This is a genomic window from Qipengyuania pelagi, assembly GCF_009827295.1.
Taxonomy (GTDB): Bacteria; Pseudomonadota; Alphaproteobacteria; order Sphingomonadales; family Sphingomonadaceae; genus Qipengyuania; species Qipengyuania pelagi.
In genome coordinates this window covers 19,594-45,440 of sequence record NZ_WTYD01000005.1, presented here as the reverse complement: position 1 = coordinate 45,440, position 25,847 = coordinate 19,594, and the positions used below count along the sequence as shown (strand labels likewise).

Here is a 25,847-nt window from a genome sequence, read left to right as displayed (position 1 = left end):
TTCTCGACACGACACGAGGAGAAACGTTATGGCGAAGGGAGACAAGGACAAATACACCGACAAGCAGAAGCGCAAGGCCGAGCACATCGAAGTGAGCTACGAGGACCGCAGCGTCTCGCAGGAAGAAGCCGAACGTCGCGCCTGGGCGACCGTCAACAAGGAAAGCGGCGGCGGCAACAAGTCCGGCTCCGGCCGGGGCGGCCAAGGCGGCAAAAAGAGTTCCAGCGAATACGGAGCGGAAAGCAAGTGATGCATAGCTACAAGCTCCGCGCCCGCGATGATCACAATTCCGTGATTGAAGAGATCGACTTCGAATGTCTCTCGATTGCCGGAGCTTTGGACAAGGCCAAGGCCATGGTCGAAGCCGGACACGCCGATCTCTACGAAGATGGCGCTCCGATCTGTTCGATGGAACTGGTGGCGGAAACGGGCGTGTGGCTGGTTGGTAAGCCTCGGCGAGCTGAACGCTTAACGAAATTATAGCCGAGCGACCCTTAAATCGCGGGCAGTTTCCAGCTCTACGTCTGCTTTCGAATTCGCCGCATCGGCAGCTAAAAGGGGATCCGAAAGCAGCCGTGAACGTCCAAAATCAGGACGCCTTATCGACGGCGGCTGCTGGGCCGACTGCGGACATACCGCTTAATTCCCGCTACCGTGGAAAGCGGAAGTTGTGGGCTAAGCGATAAGTGCGCGCGAAAAAAGTTCTAGCCAACGCGAAAAGCAAGCGTGGAAAGATATTTCGGGATCGGCTCTCGGACCAGTTTCCCAACCGTTGGCTACGCAGCGCCCATGAGACTAGCCCGCTAAGACGCGGCTTTCCAGGCCCCCATCGAACCCAGATACACATCGAGATGGTCGAACCCATGCGCATCAAGCCAGCCGGCGGCGACGGTCGCGCGCATGCCGCTCGCGCACATGAGCGTGTAACGCTGGCGGGGGTCGAGGTCTTTCCACTTCTCGTTCAGTTCGCCGACATAGATGTGACGAGACCCTTCAATCGCTTGCGCCTGCCGCTCGTCAGCATCTCGCACGTCGAGCAAGGTCCAGTCGCCGGGCTTTTCCTGCAAGCGGCGTTCGACTTCTTTCGTCCCGATCATCGGGATCGAGCGCATGGTTTTCCCCGAGGCTGCGGCTGGAACCACACCGACATATCCCCCGACGATGTTGTCGAGTGCAATCCTCACCAGATGCTCCATTGCGGTTGATAGCTGGTCCTGCGACGAAGCCACCAGCGCGAGCTTTTCGCCTTCGCTAACGAACCATCCGGCAAAGGCCGGGATCATGCCGACCGGTAGGTTGATGCTGCCCGGAAGATGCCCCGCCGCATAGGCAAGTGGCTCGCGGACATCGATTACCCTGCCGGCATCGCAGGACGATAGTTCGCCAAGGCTCATCGGTTGGGGTCGGAGCACGCGCGGTGCGGCCTCGCCGCCCACCAGGTTGAGATGTTCCATCAGCCGGAAATAGGGTGGTTGGTAATGGTTCTCGTTCACCTTGCGATCGATGAACGCGTCGCGATCCTCGATCTGGAGCATTGGGTTGTTGCGGCGCTCGTGACCGACCGTAGAAAACTCCCTGTCCGCCATACCCGATCCGCACACCGAACCGGCACCGTGTGCGGGATAAATAATTGCCTGGTCGCCAAGATCGCAGATCTTGTGAAGCGAGTCGAAGAGTAAGCTCGCGACCTCGCGCTTGCGATCGGGGTAGAAATCGGTTCGGCCAACATCGCCGACAAACAGCGCGTCGCCGGTGAAAACGCCGACTGCCTTGTCGGGATACTCGCTATCGAAGATGGCATAGGCGACGTGGTCGAAGGTATGGCCCGGAGTTTCGAGGACGCGGATCTCGAGTTGACCGATCGCGTGGCAGTCGCCTTCTCTCGTGGTCTTTGCGTATACCACCTCGCCGTCCGCGTTGGGGCCGTGGAACACTTCCGCCCCGGTCAGCTCTGCGAGTATGGGCGCACCGGAAACCAGGTCTTCGTTGCGATGGGTCTCGAAGATATGGGTGATCCGCAGGCCTTCGTTTCGTGCCTTCTCGACATAGATTTCGCAGTCCCTACGAGGGTCGATAACGGCAGCCTTACCTCCCGCCCCGAGCAAGTAAGAAAGATGGGAAAGTCCGGGGGTTTTGATTTTTTCGAGTAACATGTTAGCCTCCTAATCGATCAATGTCACGATGATCGCCCAAGTTCCGAGGCAATCCGTGCGAATTTCCCGGAGGTGCTGCAACGCCGGGTTAAAGGCCTTGTTATGAAGCTATGAAGGTCATGAATGCTACGAAGCCAAAACAAGCTTCGATGGAACGCTGAACCGGGAGGTCAATCCTTCCGGTCGGTAATCGATCTGAACTTTGCAGCCAAATTGCTGGGCCAGACTGCGCTCTATCAGCATCGATCCAAAACCCTGACGGTCGGGAGCGGTCACTTCTAGGCCACCGAGCTCTTCCCAACGCAAATCAAGAACTCTCTCGCCCTCCTTGTTGACCGTCAGCTCCCAGGAGATGGTTACCGTCCCCGACTCGTTAGCGAGAGCACCATATTTGGCTGCGTTGGTTGCGAGCTCGTGCAAAGTCATTCCGAAAGACTGCGCTGCGCTTGGGAGCATTGTCAAAGCTGGCCCATCAAGATTGATACGATCGCCAATCAAACTTTCGAAATGGCCCAATTGCGAACGCACGAGCTCTTCCAATGGAACTTCTTGCCATGCGTGGTTTACAAGTACGTCGTGGCTGGCTGCTAGAGCGGCAATCCGCACCTCTAGCCGGTTTAAGAAATCCTCCGGCTCGTGTTTGGCAGATTGTCGAGCGAGCACCTGCACGACCGCAAGGATATTCTTCGCGCGATGGTTGACTTCGCGTAGGAGCAACTGTTCGCGCTCTTCCTGTTTCTTTCGTTCGGTCTCATCTGAAATAGAAGCAAAAAATACTGAACCAGCATCGGGGAAGTACTGAAGCTCGACAGCGACAGGATAAGTCGTTCCGTCTTTTCTCAGATGGTTGGTTTCGAAGCGCAATACTGGAACCTGTCCGGTCTTGAGCGGATCGACATAATCGAGAAACTCTCTTTTCGAAAACTCGGGCTTCAGATCCCATGGAGTCAATTTGCGCAGTTCGGGCATTGAGTAACCCAAATTTTCGCGCGCACCTCTATTCACGAGTTCGAATCGATAGGTGCTCCCATCGAAAACGTAAGCTTCGCTGATTGAAGCTTCAATAATTCGACCTAACCGTTCATTCAGTGAAGCCGTCACGATACGTTCGAGTTCGGCAGCGGCCCGGCCCGAACACAATTCTAGAACCTGAATGATCGTGTCAGAGCAGGCGAACGGCTCTGTATCGAGCATGGCGATCAGCCCCAACACACGTCCATCCGCTGCGCGCAAAGGCGCGCCCGCATAGCTTCGCGCACCCATCTCGGCGAGCATGTGGTCCTGCGGAAACAACTGCTGAATGTTATCGGGAAAGCAACAAGCGCGGTTGTCTCTAACATCTGCGCAAGGAGTGTTGGCCAAGTGGTAGGAGAAGTTGACAGCGGGGCCGTCGTCCCAGAATGCGAGCGTCGATGCAGTATCCCATTCTGATGGCTCGAACTGTCCAACGAAGACCCACCGAACACCAAATTCCTGAGCCAGGGCTTGACTGAGGGCGGGGAAGAAACTTCGGCCAATCGCGCTGGAGGTCTTTGCCACAATGTTCGCCGCACGAAGTGTCACGGCTGGCGGCAATTCGGCTATGGGACCCACTTCTCTCATACGACCCCCAATTCCAGCGCAGGTTACAATTAGGTGACAGGCTTGGCAACTGATAGCCGAGATCCCTCAAGTTCGCTCGCGGCCATGCCTCGTCTCTAACTCAAATTCCTAAGTGACACTGAAGTGACGGTCTCTCGAGTCCGTTCGTTTCCCTCTCTGGGTCGAGATGCTCCCGAATCTGGGATAAATCGAACTAAGAAATGCGGCCGCTTTCAATCTGTTCGGGACTGATCATGAACGTCTGGATTTGGGGCGCTGAGCCGACCGACAGGTCCCACGGAGAGCAGCCTGGCGTCTTTGGGCCGGTAGCGGACGGTCGGCTTCAGACGCGATTGTAGCCAAAGCCGACCTTCACCTGGCTCACGGGTATGATCAGAGCGAATGCGGTTCACCGATTATGGCCTACCTACATGCTCTCGGGACCCTAAATTCTGTCCGAGCGTCTTTCATCCTAGGTTGCGATCGCTATCTGCTCATTGCGTCGGTTTGCAGGACACCAAAGACTGTTGTGAGCTTTATTGCTGATCTAACCACACGCTCACGGGAGACGGATGCTGCACGATTGGTTGCCCTATTGCGGAAAAGCTCCAGATCCTGGGGGCTGGTTAACCAATTGGAATTTCGCACCCGAATTGGTCGCCTGCCTTCTGGTCGTGGTAGGGGGCGCATATTGGCAACGCGAAAGTCTGAGAGCCACGCCGACATACGCACTCCTGATCGTCTTCTGCCTTCTCTACATCAGCCCCTTCTGCGCGCTCGGATCCGCATTGTTCACAGTTCGCATCATCCACGATGTCATACTCGCAGCGGTCTTCGCCCCATTGCTCATTGCGGCCTTTCGGCTCGAGGACAAGAGCTTGCCCGGGACGTTGACCGTATGGACTGCGGTACATGCCATCACCTTCTGGGCCTGGCATGCTCCTCAATTGTACGAACTGGCGATGAGTAGCGACGCGGTTTTCTGGCTCATGCAAATCAGCATTGTCGCCACGGCAGCAGCCTGGTGGGTCAAGGTCATTCGATCGCCGGCTCCAGCTGCCGCGACAGGGCTGTTGGCGACGATGGTCGCAATGGGGGCACTTGGCGCGCTACTTACCTTTGCGCACCGTGCGTATTATGCGCCACATTGGCTAACGACCCGCTTGTGGGGTCTCTCGCCGATCGAGGATCAGCAGATTGCGGGTATCGTTATGTGGGCCCCCGCGAGCCTGGTCTATCTAATCGCTGCATTGACGATACTCTATCGATCGCTTGGTAACAGAGCGGCTGCATGAGGCTTCATGACCTAATCCGAAGATGGGCGGTCAGTTATACCGAGCATGGGAAGTATTCTCCGGTCGGTGTCTGGTTTCACTGGATAATGGCAGGGTTGGTTCTCTTTCAGCTCGGCTCAGGTTGGATGATGTCGCGCTATCCCGTCGGGGCAAGCAAGCTTGCCACCTACGAATTGCATAGCGAGCTGGGGCTGACCATTCTGTTCCTCGCCATCTTGAGGTTTGGCTGGCGGCTTTTTGTCCCCGATCCGGTCAACGACGCCGATGCGCCAAGCTGGCAGAGCACGGCAGCACATATCACACAGTACCTTTTCTATGGCCTGTTCGCGCTACTTCCGCTGAGCGGATGGGCGATGTGGTCGGCGATACAGCCGGTGCAGCCTCTGCGGCTTGCCGGATTGGTCGCTATACCCCCGATGCCCTTTCATACACTCTCCCCAGCGTGGCAGTATCAAGTACTCGACTGGGCGGAGAGCCTTCATGTCCTAGGCGTTATCGGCCTCGCATTGCTGGTGCCGCTGCATGTCATTGCGGCACTGAAACACCATTTCTGGGATCGCGATGATACAGTCAGGGGCATTCTTCCGGAAATCCGAGACGACGAGACGGCTCCGGACCATACGCAATATACGCCGCGAGTGGGCTGATTTCGCTCTCTTGCAGCTTGCTGGCCGCATCGTGCATGACGTTTAGTGCATCGCCGTATCGCTCACCGTTGCGCCAGCGTCGCAATTGTTCGGCGTGGTACTCAGCGCTTTGACCGATCAGGGGTGGGTTGCCGCCACCCGAGCCCAGACCGGTTTCCCCATGGCAAGATGCGCAGGACGATAGAGCGCGTTCGGGTAAGCCTGCATGGTAGATCTCGTATCCTTTTGCGATTTCGCACGAGGGTCCAGTCAAAGTCGTGCTTCCCTCCATGCCCTCCGGAAAGTCCATGGCCGCGTAATAGGCTGACACAGCCAACCGCTCCTCGGAATTTAGACGGCCTGCAAGCCAAGTCATTTGGGGATGGCTACGTTGGCCGTCCGCGTAAAAGCCCAGCTGCCGCACAAGATATCCCGTATCCATGCTCGCTATTCTCGGCACCAACGCTCCGTCGCCGCCGCCGTCCAGCCCATGACAAGTGTGGCAAGCGGCCTGCGGACCCGCGTCCCCGCCTGATAAGGCAATCAATTCGCCGGTGTCGTCGAATGGATCGTCGATCGGGGCAGGAGTGCATGACGCCAGCGCCATAGCAAAGGCGGCGACGGACAGGTTAGAGCGGAAAAGCATCGCCTGGCGGGAACGAAGCGTGCAATTGTCCGGTTCCCATGGGAATGGGGAGTGTGGAGCATCGGAATTGGAAAGCCATCGTGACCGGCGTAGCCTTAGCCGCTTGTGCACCGCTTGCCGCATGCAAGGACCCGGTCGAGACGCGGCGAGAGCCGGCTACCGGACCGAAGGATCGCGGCTTAATAGCAATCAAGCGCGCAGGCTGTGGATCTTGCCACGAAATCCCCGGGCTGGACTGGCCATCCGGGCGCTTGGGACCATCGCTTGATGGCTTCGACGATGTCGGCTTGATAGCTGGCCAATTGCCGAACCGGCCGGACGTATTGGCGGCCTTCATCCGCAACGCACCTTCCGTGAAGGAGGGCTCTTCCATGCCGCCAATGCCAATTAGCGAGACTGAGGCGGCAGATATCGCAGCCTATTTGTATGGTCTCGACCATGATTGACGCACTCTGGGGTTGGCCACCTCCGGTACTCGACCCGGCAGGTCCGTATTCAGGCAAAGTTACAACCCTGGCCTGGTCGCTTTTCGGTTTGGGCGCTTTCGTCACATTGGTCGTGGTGCTTGCTCTTTGGGTCGCCATCAAGGGACCAGACAAGTGGAAGGCGAAGCTAGGAGGCGAACGCGCGATCTGGCTCGGCGGGGTGGCCTTTCCGGGCGTCGTATTGACCGCGCTACTGGTGTGGGGACTCACACTTACGGCCAGCCTGACAGAGCCGATCCACGGGGACGAGATGCGTATTCGCGTTACCGGTGAAATGTGGTGGTTCCGTGTGCAATATCTGGACCCATCGGGCGCGGTTGTGATGGAAGATGCGAATGAGATTCACATTCCCGTCGGACGTCCGGTGGTGCTCGAACTGGAATCCGCCGATGTGATTCACAGCTTTTGGGTGCCGCATCTCTCGGGAAAGAAGGACATGATCCCCGGGCGACGCACACTGCTGCGGATCGAAGCAGATCGCCCAGGAGAATTCGGCGGGGTGTGCGCAGAGTATTGCGGGCGGCAACATGCGCTGATGGGCTTCGTTGCTGTAGCGCATGAGGACGACGATTTTCGAGAATGGTATGCCGAGCGGAATGAGCGCCTCGTTTCAGCGGGGCGCGGCATAGCCACGCCAGAAGAACCACTATCCGCCTCAATGACGGTCGCTTCCGAGCAGTCAGCGGATTCGCGTCCGGATGCAGGCGCTGACGCAAATTCTGATCAGCTGTCCGGGCAGCAACTATTCATGCAGTCTGGGTGTGGTGCGTGCCATCGTGTTGCCGGAACAGAGGCGAACGGTCTCGCTGGACCGGATCTCACCCATATCGGATCGCGCCGGACATTGGGTGCGGGTATCTTGCCCAACAATCGCGGTACGCTCATCGGCTGGATCGGCGACAGCCAATCGCTCAAGCCGGGAAATCGTATGCCGAGCTATGACATGCTCAATGCCGACGAGCTCGAAGCTATCGCCATCTGGCTCGAGCAGCAGAGATGAGATCCGAGACGGGTTTCGATTATTCGCTCTATGAGCGCTTCCCCACCGAGAAGCGTCCCGATAGCGAAGTCGAAGAATTGAACCGCATCTGGCGCGCGCCCAAGGGGTGGGCACGTCTTACCGCGGTCAATAACAACTACGTCGGCTTCTGGTACGTCGTCACTGCTTTCGGCTTCTTCTTAGCAGCAGGAATTCTGGCGCTGGGCATGCGTGTGCAACTCGCCGCTCCGATGCAGGATTTCCTCGGCGTCGATACCTACAACCAGTTCTTCACCATGCACGGAACGGTGATGATGTTCCTGTTTGCCGTGCCAATGGTGGAGGCGATCGGGATCATGCTTTTACCGCAGATGCTGGCGGCACGCGATCTACCGTTTCCCAGGCTGTCAGCATTCGCCTTCTGGGCCTATTTCGTAGGCGGAACGATGTTTTTTCTCTCGCTGTTCGTGGGGCTGGCGCCCGACGGCGGCTGGTTCATGTATCCCCCGCTGACGAGCATCGCCTTCAGTCCCGGTATCAATACAGACTTCTGGTTGCTCGGCATCGGCTTCATCGAGATCTCGGCCATTGCCGGAGCGATCGAGATCATCGTGGGTGTGCTGCGCACCCGCGCGCCGGGAATGACCCTCGACAAGATGCCGATGTTTGCGTGGGCCATGCTGGTGTTCGCGGTAATGATCGTGGTCGCTTTCCCGAGTGTGATCCTGTGCACGATGCTGCTGGAGATCGAACGAGCTTTCAATTGGCCTTTCTTCGATGCGCTACGCGGCGGCGATCCCATGCTGTGGCAACACCTCTTCTGGTTTTTCGGCCATCCAGAAGTCTACATTATCTTCATCCCAGCCGCAGGTCTCATGAGCATGATGGTGACCGCAGTCGCAAAGGTGCCGCTCGTCGGATACCGTCTCAACGTACTGGCACTGGTGGCTACCGGCTTCATCAGCTTCGGCGTCTGGGCGCATCACATGTTCACGACCGATATGCCGCGCGTCTCCGCTGGCTATTTTTCTGCCGCGAGCATGGCCGTCAGCCTACCCGCCGGCATTCAGGTATTTTGCTGGATCGCCACGTTAGCCAGCGGCAAAATCAAATGGGCCACGCCCGCGCTTTTCGTGGTCGGAAGCGTGGTGATTTTCACGATGGGTGGGTTGACCGGCGTGATGGTGGGTATGGTGCCCTTCGACTGGCAAGCGCACGACACCTATTTCATCGTCGCCCACCTCCACTACGTGCTCATGGGCGGCATGGTTTTCCCGATGTTTGCCGCATTCTACCACTGGCACGGCATGACCAGCAGCAGGGCTTTGTCCGAACGGGTGGGCAAATGGGTCTTCGGGCTGATGTTCGCTGGTTTGCACATCACTTTCTTCCCGATGCACCTGACCGGCCTCATGGGCATGCCACGCAGAGTCTATACCTATTTGCCCGGACGTGATCTCGATCTGCTCAATCTGGTGTCCACCATCGGCGCTTTCGTGATGGCCGCTGGGATACTCCTTTTTCTGTTCGATCTCGCGCGCCGCTTTCGTTTCACGGTTCATGACGATGCAGGCAATATCTACGGCGGCGGTACGCTCGAATGGCTTCCAACCGGTTTGTACTCCACTCGCTCGATTCCGCTGGTTACGACTCGCGAGCCTTTATGGGATCGCCCCCAAATCTCGAAGGAAGTCGAGGAAGGGCGCTATTTCCTCCCGAACTCTGCCACTGGTCAGCGCGAGACGTTGATCACCTCGACCGTGATGGCTGAACCACAGTACGTTCAACTCATGCCCGGCCCGTCGCCATGGCCATTGTCAGCAGCTGTGTTCACCGCTCTCTTTTTCCTCTCGCTGACGGTGCAGGGCTACGCCTTTGCAGTGTTTTGCGGGATTGTAGCAGTGCTAAGTACGCTTCGATGGCTTTGGGAAACTGACCGTCCCATCAAACAGGAAAGCGCCGACATCGGCGGCGGTATCGAAGTTCCGATCGCAATCACCGGGCCGAAAAGCCACGGCTGGTGGGCGTTGAACACTTTGATGGTCGTAATCGGCATGATCGGCTTCATGGCCGTGTTCGCCTACCTCTACCTCTATGGCATCAATCCCGAAGTCTGGAGTGCGCCTCCGCCGCTCGGCGAAACTGCAATCATTGTCGGGATAGAAGCGGCGGCGCTTCTTGCGGCCTGGGGCGGGCGTCGGTTTCTCGCATCGAAAGAAGGGCGGCTTGCCGAAGACCTGCCCTGGATGCTGGAGGCACTTGCTGCGACCCTGCTGGTCGGAGCCTTATACCTCGATGTGACTGGATGGCTCGCGACGGGTCTTGAACCCACCGCGAATGGGATGGGTGCGACTGTCTTCATGCTTTCGGTGCTTCAGGGACAGGTGGTCGTAGTTGCTGTCATCATGGCCACCTATCTGGCTTTTCGCGAGGCGCGGGGAATCATGACCACTCCGACAAACGTCACCATGGACATCGTCGCACGTTTCATAATGTTCTGCGCGCTGCAGGGCATGGTCTTTACTTTCCTGCCGAGGGTGTTCCCCGGTGTCTGAAGCAAAGAACAGCGAGATTGGCGAGCCCATCGACCGTCCTTCGATCTATCGCACGCTTCTGATCGCCTTTGTGATCTGGTCGGCGCATTTCGCTATCAGCTACGCCGGAGTGCTGGTTTTCCCCGATGCCGGGATCGCGCGGATCATCGCGATAGGTGCTGGTCTCATCGCAATCGCCGCATTGCTGGGACAAGTCCTGAGGCTACGGGCTCCACGCTCGCCGCTCGCTCTCGGTTCCCTCGGTCTGGCTGGGGCGGGTGTAATCTTCGGCACCTTCCCCGCGATTGTTGGTTAGTCAGAGTGGCAAAGCCGGAAGAGGAGATTGCCCGCATGGATCGCACAGTCACTAATTCCCGTTCTTTTGCAAATCCCTTGCACGCGATACTGCTTGCCTTTCCCGTGGCGCTTTATCCTGCCGCTTTACTTACCGATATAACCTATCTGAATACGGCGGAGATCCAGTGGACCAACTTCTCGTCCTGGCTCATTGCCGGGGCAGACCTGTTCGCGGGCCTGGTCCTCGCCTCGGCACTGCTCGCCATCTTCTTCGGACGAGCTCGCCACGCGAAAGGTCGCGGTACGCTCTATCTGATTGTCATCGCCGCAATGTTCGGTCTCGGTGTGCTGAATGCATTCCAGCACGCTCGTGACGGCTGGCATTCCGTTGGCACTCTGGGACTTATGCTTTCGATTCTGTGCTCGATCCTTGCCCTGATCGCAGCGTTTATCGCTTACGGCACCCAGACGGTGGAGAAACGCGCATGAACCGCTTAGCCCATCTCGTCTTGCCGCTGACAATCGCGCTTGCCGCCTGCCAGGTCGGCAGCGATCCCGATCTCGATCAGACCGGTGACCAGCCCGAGCTTCCCGAACAGAACGATGCTCTCGTGCCGGAGATGGAAATTCCAACGCCGGAAGGATGGGGGGGCGAACTACCCATCGTACCCGAGGGGTACACTGTTTCCGCCATTGCACAGGATCTGAAGATTCCACGGCAGACGCTCGTGCTGCCCAATGGGGACATTCTGGTCGCCGAGGGTTCTGGCGGCAAGGCGCCAAAGTTGAGGCCCAAGGATGTTATCGCTGGCTGGATAAAGAAGCGCGGCAAAAGCCCGGTCGAAGGCGGGGACCGGCTAACCCTGCTGCGTGATGAGGACGGCGATGGGCAAACCGATCTCCAGACCACTTTTATCGAAGGTCTTGACGCTCCCTATGGCTTGGCCTTGGTCGATGGCACGCTCTACGTAGCCAATCAGGGTAATCTGGTAAGCTTCGAATATACCGAAGGAGCCACCAGAATCGCGGGGTCTGGTACCGAAGTCACAAAGCTTCCCGCGAAAATCAATCACCACTGGACCAAGGCGATGACCGCCAGCCCCGATGGCTCGAAGCTTTATGTGGGCATCGGCTCGAACAGCAATGTCGGCGAACGCGGCATGGATGTCGAAGAGGACCGTGCGGTCATATGGGAGATAGACCGCGAAACGGGTGCCAGTCGGATATTCGCTTCCGGCATCCGCAACCCGACCGCACTCGCCTTCGACCCGTGGAACGAGCAGCTTTGGGCGGTCGTCAACGAGCGCGACGAACTCGGGCCGCAACTCGTCCCCGATTATCTGACTTCCGTACGCGACGGTGCCTTTTATGGCTGGCCCTACAGTTACTACGGCCAGAACGTCGATCCGAGGATCAAGCCGGCGAGGCCCGACCTGGTGAACAAGGCCGTTGTGCCCGACTACGCGCTAGGCTCGCATGTAGCTGCACTAGGTGTCGATTTCACCACCGACGGGGGTTTGGGTGGCCGGTTCGCCGAAGGCGCGTTCGTCGGGATGCACGGAAGCTGGAATCGAGCCGATCCGTCGGGCTATAAAGTCGTCTTCGTCCCTTTCCGCGGCGGGCGCCCGAGCGGCGAACCCATCGATCTGCTCACAGGTTTTTTGAAAGACGGGCACGCGAGGGGGCGCCCCGTGGGCGTGACGTACGATGAGGCGCGTGGTGTACTATATGTCGCGGATGATGTGTCGAACACCGTTTGGCGTATCGCCCCACGCGGTGCAGCACGCCGTAACTCCTCGGGAGACACAACCCAGTTGCCTGGCGACCCACGGCCGCCGTCCACAGCGCCCACCACCAGGAAACTCCGTTTGGTAGCGCCGCCCGAAACCGGGATGGCGCTTGCGTGCATTGGATGCGCGCCCTTGGTTCAAATATCAAATCGTACGCTCAACAGCCTTTTCGGGATTGAGTAGATCGGAACATCCGCGCAGGCAGCCCAGTTAGTCAACCATGCCTGGATTTCTTCTTATTGACCGTATCTTGGTGGTGTTGATCGCCACCGCGCTTCTCTGTGTTCCCTCGGTATCGCCGGCCCAGTCAACAACCGATGCCGAAGCGGGTATCGAGACGACACAAAGCGAAAGTCTTGATCTGAAAATCCCACCCTCGGTGCCGGAAACGGCATTTTCTGGCGCTCGTTCGCGCGTAGTGCTTGCCGCGCAGGTTATGCTCGATCGGAGCCGCCATTCGCCCGGCGTGATCGATGGTCTCATGGGCGGCAACACGATGCGGGCGATCCAGCATTTCCGACGAGCCCGCGGGCTTCCTGCCGAGGGAAGCATCGATCCGCAGCTTATGCGATCACTGATAAACTCGCAGGGCGGTGAGATTTTCCAGACCTACACGATCACGCGCGACGACGTGGACGGACCGTTCTTTCGTGTGCCCGACGCTATGTCGGCAATGGCAGCGCTGGAGCGTGTTGGCTGGACCTCGCCGCAGGAGCTGATCGCAGACCGGTTCCATATGGATCAGGACCTGCTTCGGGCGCTCAATCCCGAGGCCGATTTCAGCCGCGTGGGGACGCGGATCACTATTGTTGCGCATCGAGAGGAAACACTTCCTTCGCAGGTCGCCCGGATTGAGGTCCGCAAGTCGGACAATTCGGTCGTCGCTTTCGACGAGCGGGGCAATATCCTTGCCAGTTATCCCGCGACGGTGGGCAGCGCGCAATTTCCCAGCCCCTCCGGTTCGATGGAGGTGGTCGCGGTAGCGCCCGATGCAAACTATACCTTCGATCCGAGCGGGCGCGAATGGGGTCCCGACGAAACGCTGATCGTCCCGCCCGGGCCGAACAATCCGGTGGGCGGCATTTGGATCGATCTGAGCAAACCCGGATATGGCATCCACGGATCGCCCGACCCGCAACTGATCGGCAAGACCGCCAGCCATGGATGCGTAAGACTTACCAACTGGGATGCGAAGGAACTGGCGGATGCGGTGCGCCAGGGGACGCGCGTGGTGTTCGCTAACCAAGCTGGAGGTGCATCGTGAGCGGCACCGACTATGCTGACCGGCGCCAGTTGATCAACCGCAACCAGATTGCCGCGCGCGGCTTTCGCGACGAGGCGTTTCTGTCCGCCTTTGCCAAAGCCCCGCGCGAAACCTACGTCGATCACCGGATGGATGGGGGGGAAGTCGGGGCAGACGACCGATTGCTCGAGGTCGGGGCGGTAACGGGTTATGCCGCAGCCGTCCTCTCCCGCCCTGCTGGGCAGGTCCATGCGATCAAGTGGCACGAGGCGCTGGCAAGGCAGGCGGCGGCGCGGATTAGGGAGTTGGCCTACGACGATTGCGAGATCATTACGGGAGATGGTCTGAAGGGTCTGCCGAACGAGGCGTCCTTCGACGCGATTTTGGTGGCGGTGCGGTTCGATAGCGTGCCGGACGCGCTCAAGCGGTGATCCGCTGACAGTATGGAGTCTTCTGGCCTTCTTGCGGTACTCGCTCTCGCGCTGCTGCCTTCGCTGGGTAATCTTCTTGGCGTTGCGCTGGCCGAGTGGCGCAAGCCGCCCGAATGGCTGGTCGGCGGCGCGCTCCATGCCGCTGCTGGGATCGCCACCGCGGTTGCCGCAATTGAGCTCATCCCGCGTTCGCAGGAGCGGATCGAGACCTGGCTGTTGGTCGTGGCGCTGATCGTCGGGGCAATCTGCTCCGCAAGTATCGCCAAAGCCACACGAAAGATCCGCGACCGAATGGGTAGCGCCGCAGGCCGTGCGACCACTTGGGGGGCCTATGCCGCAGTGGGCGTTGACTTGCTGACCGATGGACTGATGACCGGCGGCGGGGGAGCGGTGGCGCGCGAACTGGGGCTGCTGCTGGCCCTGTCTCAAGTGGCGGGCAACTTGCCGGGTGGCTTCGCCATCGCTGCGAATTTCCGCTCGGCAAAGATTACGCGCAGGCACCGGCTAAGCGCGCTGGCGATCTATCCGCTGCTTCCGGTGATCGGTGCGTTCGCGGGGTATACCGTGTTGGCCGGAGCGGGGGATGTGCTGACGGGCTTCGTGCTCGCTGTGTTCGCGGGCCTGCTACTGACCGCGACGATCGAGGATATCGTGCCCGAAGCCGACCAGCCCAAGGCTAAGCGCCGTATATCGAGCCCGTCCTTCGCACTGGGCTTCGGAGCACTCCTGTTGACTTCGGCTTATCTTGGACAGTGACATGAGCCTTGCTGGCTTGTCTCTGTTCGCGCTCGTCCCGCTGTTCCTGACCGGAGCCGTGCTCGTCTGGTTCGCCGGAGCACGGCTGGCGGGCTATGCCGACACGATATCGCAGCGGAGTGGCATCGGACAGGCGACTATCGGCGTCATCTTGCTGGGCGCGGTGACTTCGTTGCCCGAAATCACCACCACCAGCGTCGCGGTAATCTCCGACAATCCGCGCATGGCGGTCAATAATCTCGTCGGCGGGGTCGCCTTTCAGGTGGTCGTCATCGCGCTGGCTGATCTGTTCGTGGGCAAAAATGCGCTGACCAGTATGGTGCCGGGGCCGCGCGTTATGCTCAACGCGGCAGTCAGCATCGTGCTTCTGGTGCTCGTGGCGCTGGGCGTGATGGTGGGCGACTGGGAATTATGGGGCATCGGGGTCGGCTTCTTCCCGGTGCTGACCGCCACAACCTATCTTTTGTGCCTCTGGCGGTTAGGGAGGAGCGTCTCTTCGAGAGGCTGGACGCCGGAAGCCTTGCCGGAGGTGGATCGACAAGAAGAAGCCCCTTCTGAGCTTTCCAATGCCCGACTTGTCGGCGTCACCGTAACAGCAGCCGTGCTGATCTGTGCAGGCGGCACACTCGTGACATTGGCGGCGGAGGGGATGGCCGAACAAACGGGTACCGATACCGGAGTGATGGGCCTGACCCTGCTCGCCTTCGCCACGTCACTGCCCGAACTCAGCACGGCAATTGCCGCGGTTCGCATCCGCCGTGTGGAATTGGCTATTGGCGATATACTGGGCGGCAACATGTTCGATGTGACACTGGTCCTGCTGATCGATATCTTGGCGGCGGGGCCGCTCGTACTCAATCAGGTCGATCGCAGCGCGATGGTGGCCGCGCTCCTCGGCATATTACTGACCATGCTGGTCCTGATCGGCCTGCTCGAACGGCGGAACAAGGCCATGCTCCGCATGGGCTACGATTCAATCGCCGTGCTTGTCGCCTATAGTGCGGGATTGGCGGCGATCCTGGGCGGCGCCTTTGCCGAATGACTTTCCGACGATTGTAGAGCCCAGCTGTCCAATCCCGTGGCGGAGAAGGCGATGCCAAAGATGTCGATCGACAGTCACGAGGCCGCTACGGGTGAACTGCATCGCGTCCGGGCCGGTTTTGGAGACCGCTTTTTCCCTCGACGCGATGCCGGAAGAGGATGTTGCTGAATTCGGCAAGGATTATCCGCTTGACCGCCCCGCGCAGCCCGCCGAACTTGCGCCGCCATACGTCATGCTGGCGAGCGATGAAACAAGCTACATTTCGGGAGCTACAATCGCCGTCACCGGCGGAAAACCGATGATGTGATCATTCGTCTCTCTGATATTCGGAATGGGGGCAAGAACTGAGCCCCCGCAACAGGACTGTACCGGCGGTCGCATCTTGGGGAGACAGTTGCAAGGGGGCCCGACAGTCAAGCCGGGCCCCCAATGCTCATAGCGCTAAGCTACCTGCGCTGTTTCATAGTATTTGTGAACGCCAGACCGGAAATTATCGTCGTAGGTCTTGTGTCGTTCCTCGGAAGTGAAGCGCGGCCCTTCGCGAAGGGCATCTTCGTCGATGTTAAGGTGGTAGCCACCAAGGTCGGTATCATAATCGAGCTTCGACCAAGGGACGCAGTGCTTCTCATCACCCATTCCCAGGAAACCGCCGACCGACAAAACTGCTTCTGTTGCCTGTCCACCGCGCTTCTCGATCAATACGTGATCTACGTGGCCGATGTTTTTCCCGCCGCGATCAAAGACGGCTGTACCTTCGACGCGATCACTCGAAATAACAGCGGAATTCTTTTCTGCTTCAGTATGCATTGTGCCACTCCTTTGCTGAAACACACCAGACTACCCGAAAGCACATCGAGAACGGGCCGGTGCTACGGCAAGAAATGCCTTTGATTGAATGTTGATCCGGAACTCGTGGCCCCTGTCAGACAGGACGTTCAACAAGTGGGCTAAGAGGGCCATTGTGCGTTTACTTGCGGCTCGCTCTTGATCGTGTGCGACCAATGGTTCCCGTCATGCGACCGTTTAACAGCCATTGCCTTTGCCGTAGTGAGTGCAAATGATATTTTAAGCTCGGCCGTTGAGGCGGGGAAACGGTGCGCCAAGAGCGTGGATTACGTTTCGTCGCCGGAAAGCGGATATTTAAAAGGCAAGGACGGGGGCCGGAAATCAATTTCAGAAGTGAGGTTGCTGATGAGTCACTACGTTCTGCATTCTTGGGACCAACGTTCTGCGGCGCGCGAAGAGATCGCTTTCGATAGCGTTTCAATTGCTGGAGCGCTGGACAAGGCGAAGAAGGTCGCGAGCGGGACCAAGGCCGACCTTTACGAAAACGGAAGACCTGTCTGCTCTATGGAACTGGTCGGCAAAACGGGGGTCTGGCTGATAGGTAAGCCAAACGAAAGCACGGAAGACTAATCAGGAAGCACTGAGCGCATCGCTGTGATCGGGCTAATATGCGCGTATTTTTCGCCTAGCCGATAAGCGTCGAAAGCGTGCACCCGTAAATTATCTCTTGGCGTCTGTCGGGGCAGGATTCCTTAGACGCTTTGTCGTCATGCGATATCTGCATTTCGATCGGACGCTACGATTGAAGAACGGAAGATAACTCCCGAGTTCACTAAGTTATCCTCCTGACGATCTTGGGCCGCAACGGCAATCCGCCATCATATCGATTTGATTGCCTGGCTTACTTTGTGGTTGCCCGCTCCCATATGTACCTCGAAGGCAATGCGGGGTTAGGGTGTCCTCTGTCCTGATCCGGCGGTGGCGGAGCCAGTAGGAACCCCTATAGCATGGGTCCGTTGGGCACGCATGGAGCAGACATCACTCACCTCGTCGAAGACAACTGCCCCATGGGACGTCGTCACGCAGCCCGGGCCGGTGCTCGTCGCGGCCATTCATGCAGGGCATACAATTCGCGGATCGCTCGCGCCATGGCTTGAGATCGGGGAAACCGATCGACTTAGAGAAGAAGACCCCCTTACCGATTTTTTCCTTACCGCTGGCGACACTATAATCCGCGCCAATAGGTCGCGGTTCGAATTCGACCTGAACCGCCCGTCCGAGACTGCGGTCACTACGAACCCCGAAGACACTTGGGGGCTGCGTATCTGGAAGCCCGACATGCCTGAGAGGGAGAAGGAACTTTCCCTAAGGCTTCACCGGCAATTCTACGATCAGGTCGCTCGGTGCGTGGATGAGATGATCGAGGCTCATGGGCGGATCCTCGTGCTCGACGTGCACAGCTACAACCATCGGCGAGCAGGTCGCGATGCGGAGCCAGATGATCCGCAACTCAGCCCCGATATCGATCTGGGGGCTACTACGTTAGACAAGGATATCTTCGGGGGGCTTCTCGAGAGGTTCGGCGATGCCCTGCGCTCGCATCCGCTAAATGGCCGGACGCTCGAGGTGGGCACGAATATTCGCTGGAAGGATGGCGGGCATTTCCCTGAATGGCTTCACGCCAAATACGGCGATGCCGCTTGTGTGATCACGCTCGAATATAAGAAAGTGTTCATGGATGAATGGGGCCGCTCGGCGGACATACTCGCGCTACAGGATTTGCGTGAAGGCTTCCTCGCGGCGGTGGACGAGGCGCGCGATTGGCTCGCCGAATATCCTGCCCCCGGCCAGGCCCAAAGCAAAGCTCGAATGCCAGCATGACACGCATGGCAAAGGAAAGAAAACACCATAACGGCGCGGACGAACTGCTCTGCGAGGCGGCGATCGCCGTTGATCGCGCTCTCGAGGAGATGGACCGGAAAATCGACTGGCTGGAGCGTCTGACGCCGGTTAATATCGACGAAATCTGGGACGGCTTCCAGGCATCGTCCTTCCGGTCGATGCCCGACAGCCGATATGGCGAGGGGCTCGATCAAGATGCGCCCGTACTTCGTAGCGAACTATTCAGTTTGCCTGTTCGCGAGATCAAGAACCCGATCGTCGAGGCGCTTATGCTTGAGAAGCAGCGTGAGCTCGACCGCCAAATCGAACTGGTTCGTATGCGCGACAAGGATGGCTTCATCCTGGCGAGCATCGACCTTTTTGGACATGTCAGCGAGCGGTTTCTCCAGACGGCAAAAGACTTGCTGGCAACTGTTCCGGTCCTCACGCCGAAACAGGAGGACGTCGGGGCTGCCGAAGTGTGCGAAGCAGCGGAAGCTGCCATTGCCGGTTATCGCAAACGGGCGCCGACCTTTCGGTGCGGTATTGTGGTCGATCCTACGCCGGGGACCTCGATGTACGTGTCCGCAGGTGATTTCCACGTCGCACACGATTACCGTACTTCGCGCCATAGGGTGAAGCCTCTCATCGCCCACGAGATCGGCACCCACGTCTTAACCCGCCATAACGGTCGGCGGCAGCCTTTGCACACCCTAGCAGGCGGGCTGTGCGACTACGATGTTCTGCAGGAGGGCCTCGCGGTGCTCGGAGAGTACCTCACGGGGTATCTCCCGGCCGATCGCTTACGTGTCCTTGCCGCGAGGGTCGTTGCAGCACATATGGCCGCCGAGAAAGAGACGGGCGCCGAAATCTATGCCTGTTTGACAGAGCAACACGCAATTCCCTCGAAAGACGCTTTTGATACCGCTGTGCGTGCCAAGCGGGGGGGCGGGCTGACCAAGGACGCTCTTTATCTTAAGGGATTGGAAGAGCTCCTCGCCTATCTAAGTCGTGGAGACAAATTCGAGATTCTTTTCCTCGGGAAGTTTGCTCTGAAGCAATTGCCAAGCTTGGAAAAGCTGATCGAACTGGGAATTCTACACCCGCCCGAACTCCTGCCCACCTATTGTGATGACGCGGCCGCCCGCCAGCGGCTTGCGCAGGTGCGCAAGCTTCCGCTCTCAGCGCTTTACCAGGAAACACCTCAGTGACGGCTGATAAGATCAAGCTTGCCTTCGTAGTCAACGACGTAGCCACCGAGCAGGACAACTATTCGACCATTCGCCTCGCCCGTCGGGCAGTGGCGCGAGGACATCAGGTCGCGCTTATCGGCCTTGGTGATTTCATCTACGACTGGGAGGAGGGCATCTGTGCCATGGCCACCCTCAGCAAGATCAGCGAGTTCGAGGACGATACCGACTATCTTGCGCACTTGCAGAATACTGGGATGGACCGGACCAGAATTGCGCTTAGCGACTGGGACATCCTCATGCTTCGTAGCGACCCGGCCGAAGAACTCGTCGCGCGCAGTTGGGCCCCGTCATCCAGCTTGCTGTTCGCGCAACTGGCTTCCCTACAGCGAACCATCGTGCTTAACGATCCCCGCCATCTGACCGATGCAGTGAACAAGACCTATTTCCAGGGTTTTCCTGCCAGCGTGCGTCCCGAAACCATGATAACCCGCGAACCGAAAGAGGTCAGGCGTTTCCTAGATGCCCATGGTGGCAAGGGCGTGATTAAGCCCTTGCAGGGATCTGGCGGACAAGGCGTTTTCCTCCTCGACAAGAAAAATCGACAGAATCTCAACCAGATAACCGAAGCGGTCATTCGCGATGGCTATGCTATCGTGCAAGAATACCTTCCCGCAGCCGCGGATGGCGACCTGCGCATCATCACTCTGAACGGGCGCCCGCTCAAGGTAGATGACACCTATGCTAGCCTACGCCGGTTTAGCCAGACCGAGGATCACCGATCGAACATTTCAGCCGGTGGGGGATACGAGATGATGGCTCCCGACGAAAACGCGCTGGCGATCGCTGAAATCGTGGGGCCCAAGTTGATCGACGACGGCATGTATCTAACTGGCCTCGATATCGTGGGGGACAAGATGATCGAGCTGAACGTCGATACGCCTGGCGGGATCAGCTTCATGGAGGATCTCAGTGGGGTGAATTTCAGCGGCGCAATCATAGACGATCTGGAGCGCAAGATACGCCTGCAGCGTCAATATGACGGTACGCTGACCAATCGTCAGCTCGCCGTCATATAGGAATATAAGTGTCTATTGGTTCACTCCCGAGTGGTGCCCCACCGCTCCATACGTACTCAGGGGCATTTGACTCGGCTTTGGTTGCTCGGTCAAACGCGACCTACCCAAGCGCGTAAGGATTGGGACACCTAGTGACGCGTATTCTCCGCATTCTCGGTCGTATCCTCGTCGAGGCATCTGCAGTACCTCACAGGCTGGCAAACGCATTTATCAAATGCCAGAATGACAATCTGAGTGGAAACAACTGTTTTACGAAGTTCTGCCATTTCGAGTATTACTCTGAACCATCCAAATGCCCGAGCGATCGCGCTCAACCAAGGCAACACGCTGTTCCCCTGTCCAAATTTCCACCAGACGCGATGCGGCTTCGTGTTCTAGGACGGAGAAAACACAGGCGACATTCTGGCCTTCAAGCTCAACACGCTTTTCAACGCCGTGACCGTCTTCACGAAATATCAGATTGTAGGTTGGCATAGCCGGACCTCAGACAGGGTCCGGGCTCAGGGAACCAGAGACACTCGCAACAAGGAGCTACCAATCAAGGCGAGTCGCGTTCTACCAGCTACAAGGTATCATTCACGGCGGCATTTGGCTACTTGCGGCTTAGTCGGATGACAAGGCCGCGAGGTCGATATCATTAAGCTTCAAATCCAATTCAAAGCGGCCGCTCTCCACACCGGATTGGACATTGTCGGTGCTCACTACCGGAGCAAAGCTGCCGGTCCGCTTCCGGGCATTTTCCGGGCGAGTCCGAACGACTGAAATTAGGGCGCGAAGCTGCTGTTGCGTGAAATGCAATTGGCGGCTGTGCCATTTTGAGCAGGTTGGATACAGCTACACCGGTCGTGTGGAAGCCTGTGGATAGGCCGATCAAATGGCAGAGATTGGGCCGCTTGCTGCCTGTCCGCTTTAGCGCAAACTTGCGGACATAGCGGACATAGCAATAGGCGATCCGGGTCTACCTCGTTATCGCGCACAGCATGCTCAAGGATATGAACTTCAAAGGGAACTGGCGCGACTATCAGGCGCGGGTCCTTGAAGAGATGGACGAGCATTTTGCTACGCGCTATGTCATCGCCTTTCCCGGCAATGGCGTACTTGAGCGACTCGTGATTGAGGCAAAATCACGCCGGGTCAGCGTAGTTGACCGTCGTGGACCTCTTGGGACAAATCCTCGCGAGAGGTGAAACTCTCTGTCAGCAAATCCATGTACCGGCCACTCCAAACCAAGCGAGTAAATGAGCAATCTTCTCATTCATCTGCAGAAGTCTTGGTCGCTCCGTAGATCGATATCAAGCCAGTGATGGTTTGATATCTCTTGCATTCTGTGATGCTGAGAAATCCAGCTTGTTCCATAAGCGGTACAAGCGCGCCGTCCGCGTTTGGCTGCGTGTCCGAAACACCGTCGAGCTGCTGTATCGTTGCTCTGAACAGGACACGCATGAGGCGTGATTGCTGCTCGCCGTAGTCTGCTATGAACAGGCGTCCACCTGGCTTAAGTGCTTCGTAAATCTCGCAAAGCAAGCGGAGCTTCTCATCATAAGGAACTTGATGGAGAACGAGGCAGAGTGTGGCGATGTTCGGCGCTGGCCATTTGGCAACAGTGGCCACCGAGAATAATCCATGTTTGAATTCAGCATCTATTCCAGCTCGCCCCGCTTTCTTTCGTGCGATCTGGATCGCATCTTCGTCTGGATCGATCCCGAAGTACGTCGTGGCTGGGTTTTTCGTGGCCAGTAGTGGCGCCAGGCTGCCGGTACCCGCCCCAATGTCGAGCAGGACCTCGTTACACTTGGGCTCAATCAGGTCCACAAGGTCTCTACGCCACCTTTTTTCGCGGGTCGAAAGTCGGACCCCGATATCGTAGAGTGGCGTGAGAATAGGATAACCGGCTGGCGGCGTATAGACTGCATGTTGATCGGTCATGCCTGTCTCTCGCTTTGTGGGCCGAGCTCCGGCAGAGACTGTGCCTGCTTTCTAAATGGTTCGGCCAACTGTGCTAGATAGGCATCCGGATAATCTTCGATGCCAGCGAGGCCAATCGCCCCCGCTCTGATATGCTGGCTCGACCCAAAGCGCGCTGTACCAAGCAGAACATCCCAGAGCGTCAAGAAGAGACCGAAATTGACGTCGCCGTCCGTTTCGGATGCGAGGTGGTGGTGCCGATGGACTGGAGCGACGGCCCAGATATATGCCAACGGCCCGACCCGCATGTCGACGTTCGAGTGCTGTAACTGGAGCTGTATCAGCACCGCAAAGGAAGCCACGGCGGCGACATCGAGAGGGATTCCCAGAAGAAGCCAGGGCAACGCACCGGCGGTAACCTCGATGAACTGGTGGACTGGATGCTTCAGTAGCCCGTTGAAGCCGTACATGCGGCGTACCGAATGATGCACGGCGTGAAAACGCCAGAGAAACGAAACCCTGTGACTGGCGAAATGGGCAAGGGTAATCCCCACGTCGAGGAGTACAATAGCCATTGCTACATCGGCCCATAAGGGCAGCGTCTTTGGCCAGGCTGATTCCCAAGGGACAAGGCTTGTGATGAGCGGAAGAAGCAGCACCATAGCCACAAGAGATCCTTCATTCACGAGGGCATGCAAAATGTCTCTACGGCCATCGCCATGGCTCGAGTTCCACTGGTTTTCGAAAGGCGCGATACGCTCGGCGGCGAGCGAGGACCCAATCGCGGCGATGATCAGAACGAACAACCAGGCCGGCGAACTACCCGAGGACACGATCGCCGTAGCGCCCCCGACAAAGCCGAAAAAATAGAGCGGGCCATAGAGATAACGAAAAACGGCCATTGCAGCCTCCCTCAAACGATGGTTCCGTCTACGCTCCCTTAGGGCCCCGGTATTGAACGTTTCGCTGGCGTCTTAACGCACGATGGTAATCTCGATTTTTGCGAGACCCTGTGATGGCGTCACGCCGAACCATTCGACCAAACGACGGGTAAAATGCGCTTGATCGGAAAACCCACCTGCGGCCGCGGCGGCAGCTAGACTATGAGACTGGTGGAAACCTTCGATGGCACGCTGAACTTGCAACCATTGCAGGAGCTTGGTCGTCGGCACTCCAAAATCTCGAATCGCAATTTCCCGCATCCGCGTGGTCGAAACACCGACGGCTTTGGCCAATTCCGAAGGTGACGCCCCGGGTTCGATCCGTTGCAGCGTAGAGCGGAGGCGCGGGTCGATTTGGTTCGAACCCTTCCGGTTCAAAAAGCCTTCCATCCATTTGCGTGCCTCGTTCCCAGATCCAACCAGAGCCAATGCATTCGCTTCAGCGGTCGAAAGCCGTTCCAGTCCAACACTCTTGTTGAGGTCACGGGTTCCCATGAAAAACGGATCGACATACAGATTTCGCAGGATGGCACCGGATGGCGTCAAGCGGTGAACCGTGGTGGCAGGGATGAGAACAGCTTCACCGGGCGACAAGCGAAGATCTCGGTCAGCGTTAATGCTGCAAGAGTCGACCAGCGAAAGACTGATCTGGTGTGCCAGATGACTGTGCGGACGGTTCTCTCCTGTTTGGGCGTCGAGAAGTGCCCAGCCAAATCCGAGCATCATGTTGCCCTCCCATGAGGCGTCGGTGCTTCTCAAAGAGCGATTTCGTCTTAGCTGCTGTGCAATCGGACGTTCCTTTCTGAGAGATCTCAACGCGTTCCCGGCTCTCCTCAAGTCTCTTTCAAAGACCGCTCACTGCGCCGGATATCCTCGAGAATGATCTTGCTGCCTGGCAGCGCCGGCATCCGGGAACGATCGATGCGCAGATCCTGCGGGGGAAGCCGATATTCCATTTCGCAAAGAAGCATTCGCAACGCGCGCTCCATCACTTCGAGCACGACCGTCTCGCCGGGGCAGCGATGATTTTTCGGGACATCGCCGCCGCCCTGAGGGATCAATGCGAACGCGGAAATGCCTTCCTCGCGAAAGCGCTCCGGATTGAAGGTTTCCGGCTCGTTCCAGAGATGAGGATCAGTGTTGGTTGCGTGCAAGTCGAGCAGGAAACGTCGCCCGGCGGGAAAACGGACATTTCGCCACCGGAAGTCCTTTCGGCTTCTGGCAGCGACCGCAGGAAAGAAGGGATAGAACCGGCGCACTTCCTGGACGAAATAGCCCATCTCAGAGCGATCGGATGCAGGGGTCGGAGCCAAATCGGGAAACGAATGGAGAGCATGCGCCAGGAGAGTGATATAGACAGACGCTGCGACGGTTGGGCGCAGAACGTTCAGCAGTTCGACGGCGGCGATCTTGGGACTTAGCAGCGCGCCATTCTCATCCCGGTGCCCAGCGATCACAGCCAGCGCGGATTCAGCGTGTGGGACCAGACGGCTATCGCGCACATCCTTGATGATGCGAGCGAGCCACGCTTCGGACCGGCTGCGAGCGCGCCGGGCTTGAAAATGGCCCAAGCCGAGCGCGGCCGCGCGGTCGAAGAGTAGAACAAGGTCGCGAGTTCGCTTGATGCGCTCTTCAGCCGGTAGTGGCACTCCGGCCCAGTCGCACACTGCTTCGGCCAATATGGGATGCAGCGCTTCGTAGAAGATTACCTGCGTTTCCCGGGTCCATGCCGGGAGCTGGGCCAACCACATTTTTTCGAATTTCTCTCCCAGAGCCTCGACACGCTCTTGCGTCAGCAACGACACGAACATTTCCTTGCGCCGCAGATGCCGCTCGCCATCCAGACCCTGGACTCCGCCCTTGCCAGTCAAAGTCGCCCGAACCGGTTCCGGCATCGCGCCGTCGCGCGACATTCGCGTTTTATCGTAGAACATCTCGGCCGCAGCTTCGCCGCGCAGGCACACAGTCCGCCGGAGCAACAGGCGGGTTTCGAACATATCGCCACCGGTTCGCGAGCAGACCGTGCTTACGAAGTCATAGGGCCGTCTCAGGAAATGGAGTGTGCTGTCGACGGGCCCTTGCGGTATGAGTTCTTCGCTCTGTTTTATGGAATGATTCATAGACCAATACCGTCCTTTCGATTTGGCATATCGGTGCCGAGCCAGCCACAGCGAAACCAACCGGCTCGCTTTTGACTATGCTCCCGC

The 25,847-nt window shown here is 58.1% G+C and carries 26 protein-coding genes and 1 pseudogene; 19 read left to right on the top strand and 8 right to left on the bottom strand.

The annotated features are described in order from the left end of the window. Positions 1-28: 28 nt before the first annotated feature. Together GRI47_RS14510 and GRI47_RS14505 are read left to right on the top strand one after the other, a co-directional pair. Positions 29-250, top strand: a complete 222-nt coding sequence (locus GRI47_RS14510; RefSeq protein WP_160662063.1) for a plasmid stabilization protein — start codon at positions 29-31, stop codon at positions 248-250. Further along, a complete protein-coding gene (locus tag GRI47_RS14505; RefSeq protein ID WP_151885154.1) occupies positions 250-483 on the top strand; it encodes a hypothetical protein in 234 nt (77 codons plus the stop codon). Before GRI47_RS14510 ends, GRI47_RS14505 begins: the two co-directional genes overlap by 1 nt. Before the next feature lie 320 nt (positions 484-803). Here GRI47_RS14505 and GRI47_RS14500 read toward each other — a convergent pair whose 3' ends face one another. Beyond that, positions 804-2,153 carry an MBL fold metallo-hydrolase gene (locus tag GRI47_RS14500; protein WP_160662062.1) on the bottom strand — a complete coding sequence of 450 codons (1,350 nt, stop codon included), beginning with the start codon at positions 2,151-2,153 and terminating at the stop codon, positions 804-806. A 126-nt stretch (positions 2,154-2,279) separates the two neighbouring features. Continuing rightward, positions 2,280-3,692 carry an HWE histidine kinase domain-containing protein gene (locus GRI47_RS14495; protein WP_160662061.1) on the bottom strand — a complete coding sequence of 471 codons (1,413 nt, stop codon included), beginning with the start codon at positions 3,690-3,692 and terminating at the stop codon, positions 2,280-2,282. A 614-nt stretch (positions 3,693-4,306) separates the two neighbouring features. On the opposite strand from GRI47_RS14495, the gene GRI47_RS14490 reads away from it, so the two are divergent. Together GRI47_RS14490 and GRI47_RS14485 are read left to right on the top strand one after the other, a co-directional pair. After that, a complete protein-coding gene (locus tag GRI47_RS14490; protein ID WP_063512715.1) occupies positions 4,307-5,029 on the top strand; it encodes a cytochrome c oxidase assembly protein in 723 nt (240 codons plus the stop codon). Beyond that, a complete protein-coding gene (locus tag GRI47_RS14485; protein ID WP_063513120.1) occupies positions 5,026-5,676 on the top strand; it encodes a cytochrome b in 651 nt (216 codons plus the stop codon). Before GRI47_RS14490 ends, GRI47_RS14485 begins: the two co-directional genes overlap by 4 nt. On the opposite strand, the gene GRI47_RS15365 is transcribed toward GRI47_RS14485, so the two are convergent. After that, entirely contained in the window at positions 5,600-5,947 is a 348-nt protein-coding gene (locus GRI47_RS15365) for a c-type cytochrome (protein ID WP_225982287.1), read from the bottom strand. The genes GRI47_RS14485 and GRI47_RS15365 overlap by 77 nt on opposite strands. 792 nt (positions 5,948-6,739) lie before the next feature. Between GRI47_RS15365 and GRI47_RS14475 the strand changes: the two genes are divergently transcribed. From GRI47_RS14475 to GRI47_RS15220, 10 genes are all read left to right on the top strand, one after another. Further along, complete coding sequence (locus tag GRI47_RS14475) at positions 6,740-7,786, top strand: cytochrome c oxidase subunit II (protein ID WP_234001032.1); 1,047 nt, start codon at positions 6,740-6,742, stop codon at positions 7,784-7,786. Further along, positions 7,783-10,320, top strand: a complete 2,538-nt coding sequence (locus GRI47_RS14470) for a cbb3-type cytochrome c oxidase subunit I (RefSeq protein ID WP_151885152.1) — start codon at positions 7,783-7,785, stop codon at positions 10,318-10,320. Before GRI47_RS14475 ends, GRI47_RS14470 begins: the two co-directional genes overlap by 4 nt. Beyond that, entirely contained in the window at positions 10,313-10,615 is a 303-nt protein-coding gene (locus tag GRI47_RS14465; protein ID WP_151885151.1) for a hypothetical protein, read from the top strand. The genes GRI47_RS14470 and GRI47_RS14465 overlap by 8 nt, the downstream gene beginning before the upstream one ends. Positions 10,616-10,650: 35 nt before the next feature. Continuing rightward, positions 10,651-11,085 carry a DUF2231 domain-containing protein gene (locus GRI47_RS14460; RefSeq protein ID WP_151885150.1) on the top strand — a complete coding sequence of 145 codons (435 nt, stop codon included), beginning with the start codon at positions 10,651-10,653 and terminating at the stop codon, positions 11,083-11,085. After that, positions 11,082-12,569, top strand: a complete 1,488-nt coding sequence (locus tag GRI47_RS14455; protein WP_237452849.1) for a PQQ-dependent sugar dehydrogenase — start codon at positions 11,082-11,084, stop codon at positions 12,567-12,569. Before GRI47_RS14460 ends, GRI47_RS14455 begins: the two co-directional genes overlap by 4 nt. Before the next feature lie 73 nt (positions 12,570-12,642). Further along, positions 12,643-13,650, top strand: coding sequence for a L,D-transpeptidase family protein (locus GRI47_RS14450; protein ID WP_307020317.1), 1,008 nt, complete (start codon positions 12,643-12,645; stop codon positions 13,648-13,650). Continuing rightward, complete coding sequence (locus GRI47_RS14445; RefSeq protein ID WP_067468534.1) at positions 13,647-14,060, top strand: protein-L-isoaspartate O-methyltransferase family protein; 414 nt, start codon at positions 13,647-13,649, stop codon at positions 14,058-14,060. Before GRI47_RS14450 ends, GRI47_RS14445 begins: the two co-directional genes overlap by 4 nt. A 12-nt stretch (positions 14,061-14,072) precedes the next feature. Then, on the top strand, positions 14,073-14,816 hold the full coding sequence (locus GRI47_RS14440) for a ZIP family metal transporter (protein WP_063512442.1): 744 nt from the start codon (positions 14,073-14,075) through the stop codon (positions 14,814-14,816). A 1-nt stretch (position 14,817) separates the two neighbouring features. Next, positions 14,818-15,858, top strand: a complete 1,041-nt coding sequence (locus tag GRI47_RS14435) for a sodium:calcium antiporter (RefSeq protein WP_063511751.1) — start codon at positions 14,818-14,820, stop codon at positions 15,856-15,858. Between the two features lie 91 nt (positions 15,859-15,949). After that, the gene (locus tag GRI47_RS15220; protein WP_264155433.1) at positions 15,950-16,165 is read left to right on the top strand and encodes an SDR family oxidoreductase; all 216 of its coding nucleotides are present in this window, start codon (positions 15,950-15,952) and stop codon (positions 16,163-16,165) included. 134 nt (positions 16,166-16,299) lie between these two features. On the opposite strand, the gene GRI47_RS14425 is transcribed toward GRI47_RS15220, so the two are convergent. Beyond that, positions 16,300-16,665, bottom strand: a complete 366-nt coding sequence (locus GRI47_RS14425; RefSeq protein ID WP_151885147.1) for a PRC-barrel domain-containing protein — start codon at positions 16,663-16,665, stop codon at positions 16,300-16,302. 177 nt (positions 16,666-16,842) lie between these two features. Between GRI47_RS14425 and GRI47_RS14420 the strand changes: the two genes are divergently transcribed. The 5 genes and pseudogenes from GRI47_RS14420 to GRI47_RS14400 all read left to right on the top strand — a co-directional run. Further along, complete coding sequence (locus tag GRI47_RS14420) at positions 16,843-17,274, top strand: hypothetical protein (RefSeq protein WP_160662059.1); 432 nt, start codon at positions 16,843-16,845, stop codon at positions 17,272-17,274. Positions 17,275-17,670: 396 nt separating this feature from the next. Next, positions 17,671-18,525: an N-formylglutamate amidohydrolase gene (locus GRI47_RS14415; RefSeq protein WP_151885145.1), complete on the top strand. Its 855-nt coding sequence runs from the start codon at positions 17,671-17,673 to the stop codon at positions 18,523-18,525. Positions 18,526-18,530: 5 nt separating this feature from the next. Beyond that, a complete protein-coding gene (locus tag GRI47_RS14410; protein ID WP_160662058.1) occupies positions 18,531-19,736 on the top strand; it encodes a tyrosine/phenylalanine carboxypeptidase domain-containing protein in 1,206 nt (401 codons plus the stop codon). Continuing rightward, entirely contained in the window at positions 19,733-20,794 is a 1,062-nt protein-coding gene (locus tag GRI47_RS15300; protein ID WP_225982250.1) for an ATP-grasp domain-containing protein, read from the top strand. The genes GRI47_RS14410 and GRI47_RS15300 overlap by 4 nt, the downstream gene beginning before the upstream one ends. A 1,064-nt stretch (positions 20,795-21,858) precedes the next feature. Beyond that, positions 21,859-21,981 (top strand): annotated as a pseudogene (locus tag GRI47_RS14400) (chromosome segregation ATPase); the annotation flags it as partial. A 64-nt stretch (positions 21,982-22,045) separates the two neighbouring features. On the opposite strand, the gene GRI47_RS14395 reads toward GRI47_RS14400, so the two are convergent. The 4 genes from GRI47_RS14395 to GRI47_RS14380 form a co-directional block, all read right to left on the bottom strand. Next, the gene (locus GRI47_RS14395; protein ID WP_063506147.1) at positions 22,046-22,720 is read right to left on the bottom strand and encodes a class I SAM-dependent methyltransferase; all 675 of its coding nucleotides are present in this window, start codon (positions 22,718-22,720) and stop codon (positions 22,046-22,048) included. Beyond that, a complete protein-coding gene (locus GRI47_RS14390) occupies positions 22,717-23,601 on the bottom strand; it encodes a sterol desaturase family protein (RefSeq protein WP_067468557.1) in 885 nt (294 codons plus the stop codon). Before GRI47_RS14390 ends, GRI47_RS14395 begins: the two co-directional genes overlap by 4 nt. A gap of 72 nt (positions 23,602-23,673) precedes the next feature. Next, on the bottom strand, positions 23,674-24,366 hold the full coding sequence (locus GRI47_RS14385; protein WP_082892412.1) for an AraC family transcriptional regulator: 693 nt from the start codon (positions 24,364-24,366) through the stop codon (positions 23,674-23,676). 107 nt (positions 24,367-24,473) lie between these two features. Beyond that, positions 24,474-25,760, bottom strand: coding sequence for a cytochrome P450 (locus tag GRI47_RS14380; protein WP_082892413.1), 1,287 nt, complete (start codon positions 25,758-25,760; stop codon positions 24,474-24,476). Positions 25,761-25,847 lie beyond the last annotated feature (87 nt).

Excerpts from the sequence above, each read along its gene's own strand:
- GRI47_RS14510 (WP_160662063.1), top strand. The coding sequence starts at position 29 with ATGGCGAAGGGAGACAAGGACAAATACACCGACAAGCAGAAGCGCAAG.
- GRI47_RS14505 (WP_151885154.1), top strand. The coding sequence starts at position 250 with ATGCATAGCTACAAGCTCCGCGCCCGCGATGATCACAATTCCGTGATT.
- GRI47_RS14500 (WP_160662062.1), bottom strand. The coding sequence starts at position 2,153 with ATGTTACTCGAAAAAATCAAAACCCCCGGACTTTCCCATCTTTCTTAC.
- GRI47_RS14490 (WP_063512715.1), top strand. The coding sequence starts at position 4,307 with ATGCTGCACGATTGGTTGCCCTATTGCGGAAAAGCTCCAGATCCTGGG.
- GRI47_RS14485 (WP_063513120.1), top strand. The coding sequence starts at position 5,026 with ATGAGGCTTCATGACCTAATCCGAAGATGGGCGGTCAGTTATACCGAG.
- GRI47_RS15365 (WP_225982287.1), bottom strand. The coding sequence starts at position 5,947 with ATGGAGGGAAGCACGACTTTGACTGGACCCTCGTGCGAAATCGCAAAA.
- GRI47_RS14475 (WP_234001032.1), top strand. The coding sequence starts at position 6,740 with ATGATTGACGCACTCTGGGGTTGGCCACCTCCGGTACTCGACCCGGCA.
- GRI47_RS14470 (WP_151885152.1), top strand. The coding sequence starts at position 7,783 with ATGAGATCCGAGACGGGTTTCGATTATTCGCTCTATGAGCGCTTCCCC.
- GRI47_RS14460 (WP_151885150.1), top strand. The coding sequence starts at position 10,651 with ATGGATCGCACAGTCACTAATTCCCGTTCTTTTGCAAATCCCTTGCAC.
- GRI47_RS14455 (WP_237452849.1), top strand. The coding sequence starts at position 11,082 with ATGAACCGCTTAGCCCATCTCGTCTTGCCGCTGACAATCGCGCTTGCC.
- GRI47_RS14440 (WP_063512442.1), top strand. The coding sequence starts at position 14,073 with ATGGAGTCTTCTGGCCTTCTTGCGGTACTCGCTCTCGCGCTGCTGCCT.
- GRI47_RS14435 (WP_063511751.1), top strand. The coding sequence starts at position 14,818 with ATGAGCCTTGCTGGCTTGTCTCTGTTCGCGCTCGTCCCGCTGTTCCTG.
- GRI47_RS14425 (WP_151885147.1), bottom strand. The coding sequence starts at position 16,665 with ATGCATACTGAAGCAGAAAAGAATTCCGCTGTTATTTCGAGTGATCGC.
- GRI47_RS14415 (WP_151885145.1), top strand. The coding sequence starts at position 17,671 with ATGGAGCAGACATCACTCACCTCGTCGAAGACAACTGCCCCATGGGAC.
- GRI47_RS14410 (WP_160662058.1), top strand. The coding sequence starts at position 18,531 with ATGGCAAAGGAAAGAAAACACCATAACGGCGCGGACGAACTGCTCTGC.
- GRI47_RS14395 (WP_063506147.1), bottom strand. The coding sequence starts at position 22,720 with ATGACCGATCAACATGCAGTCTATACGCCGCCAGCCGGTTATCCTATT.
- GRI47_RS14390 (WP_067468557.1), bottom strand. The coding sequence starts at position 23,601 with ATGGCCGTTTTTCGTTATCTCTATGGCCCGCTCTATTTTTTCGGCTTT.
- GRI47_RS14385 (WP_082892412.1), bottom strand. The coding sequence starts at position 24,366 with ATGATGCTCGGATTTGGCTGGGCACTTCTCGACGCCCAAACAGGAGAG.
- GRI47_RS14380 (WP_082892413.1), bottom strand. The coding sequence starts at position 25,760 with ATGAATCATTCCATAAAACAGAGCGAAGAACTCATACCGCAAGGGCCC.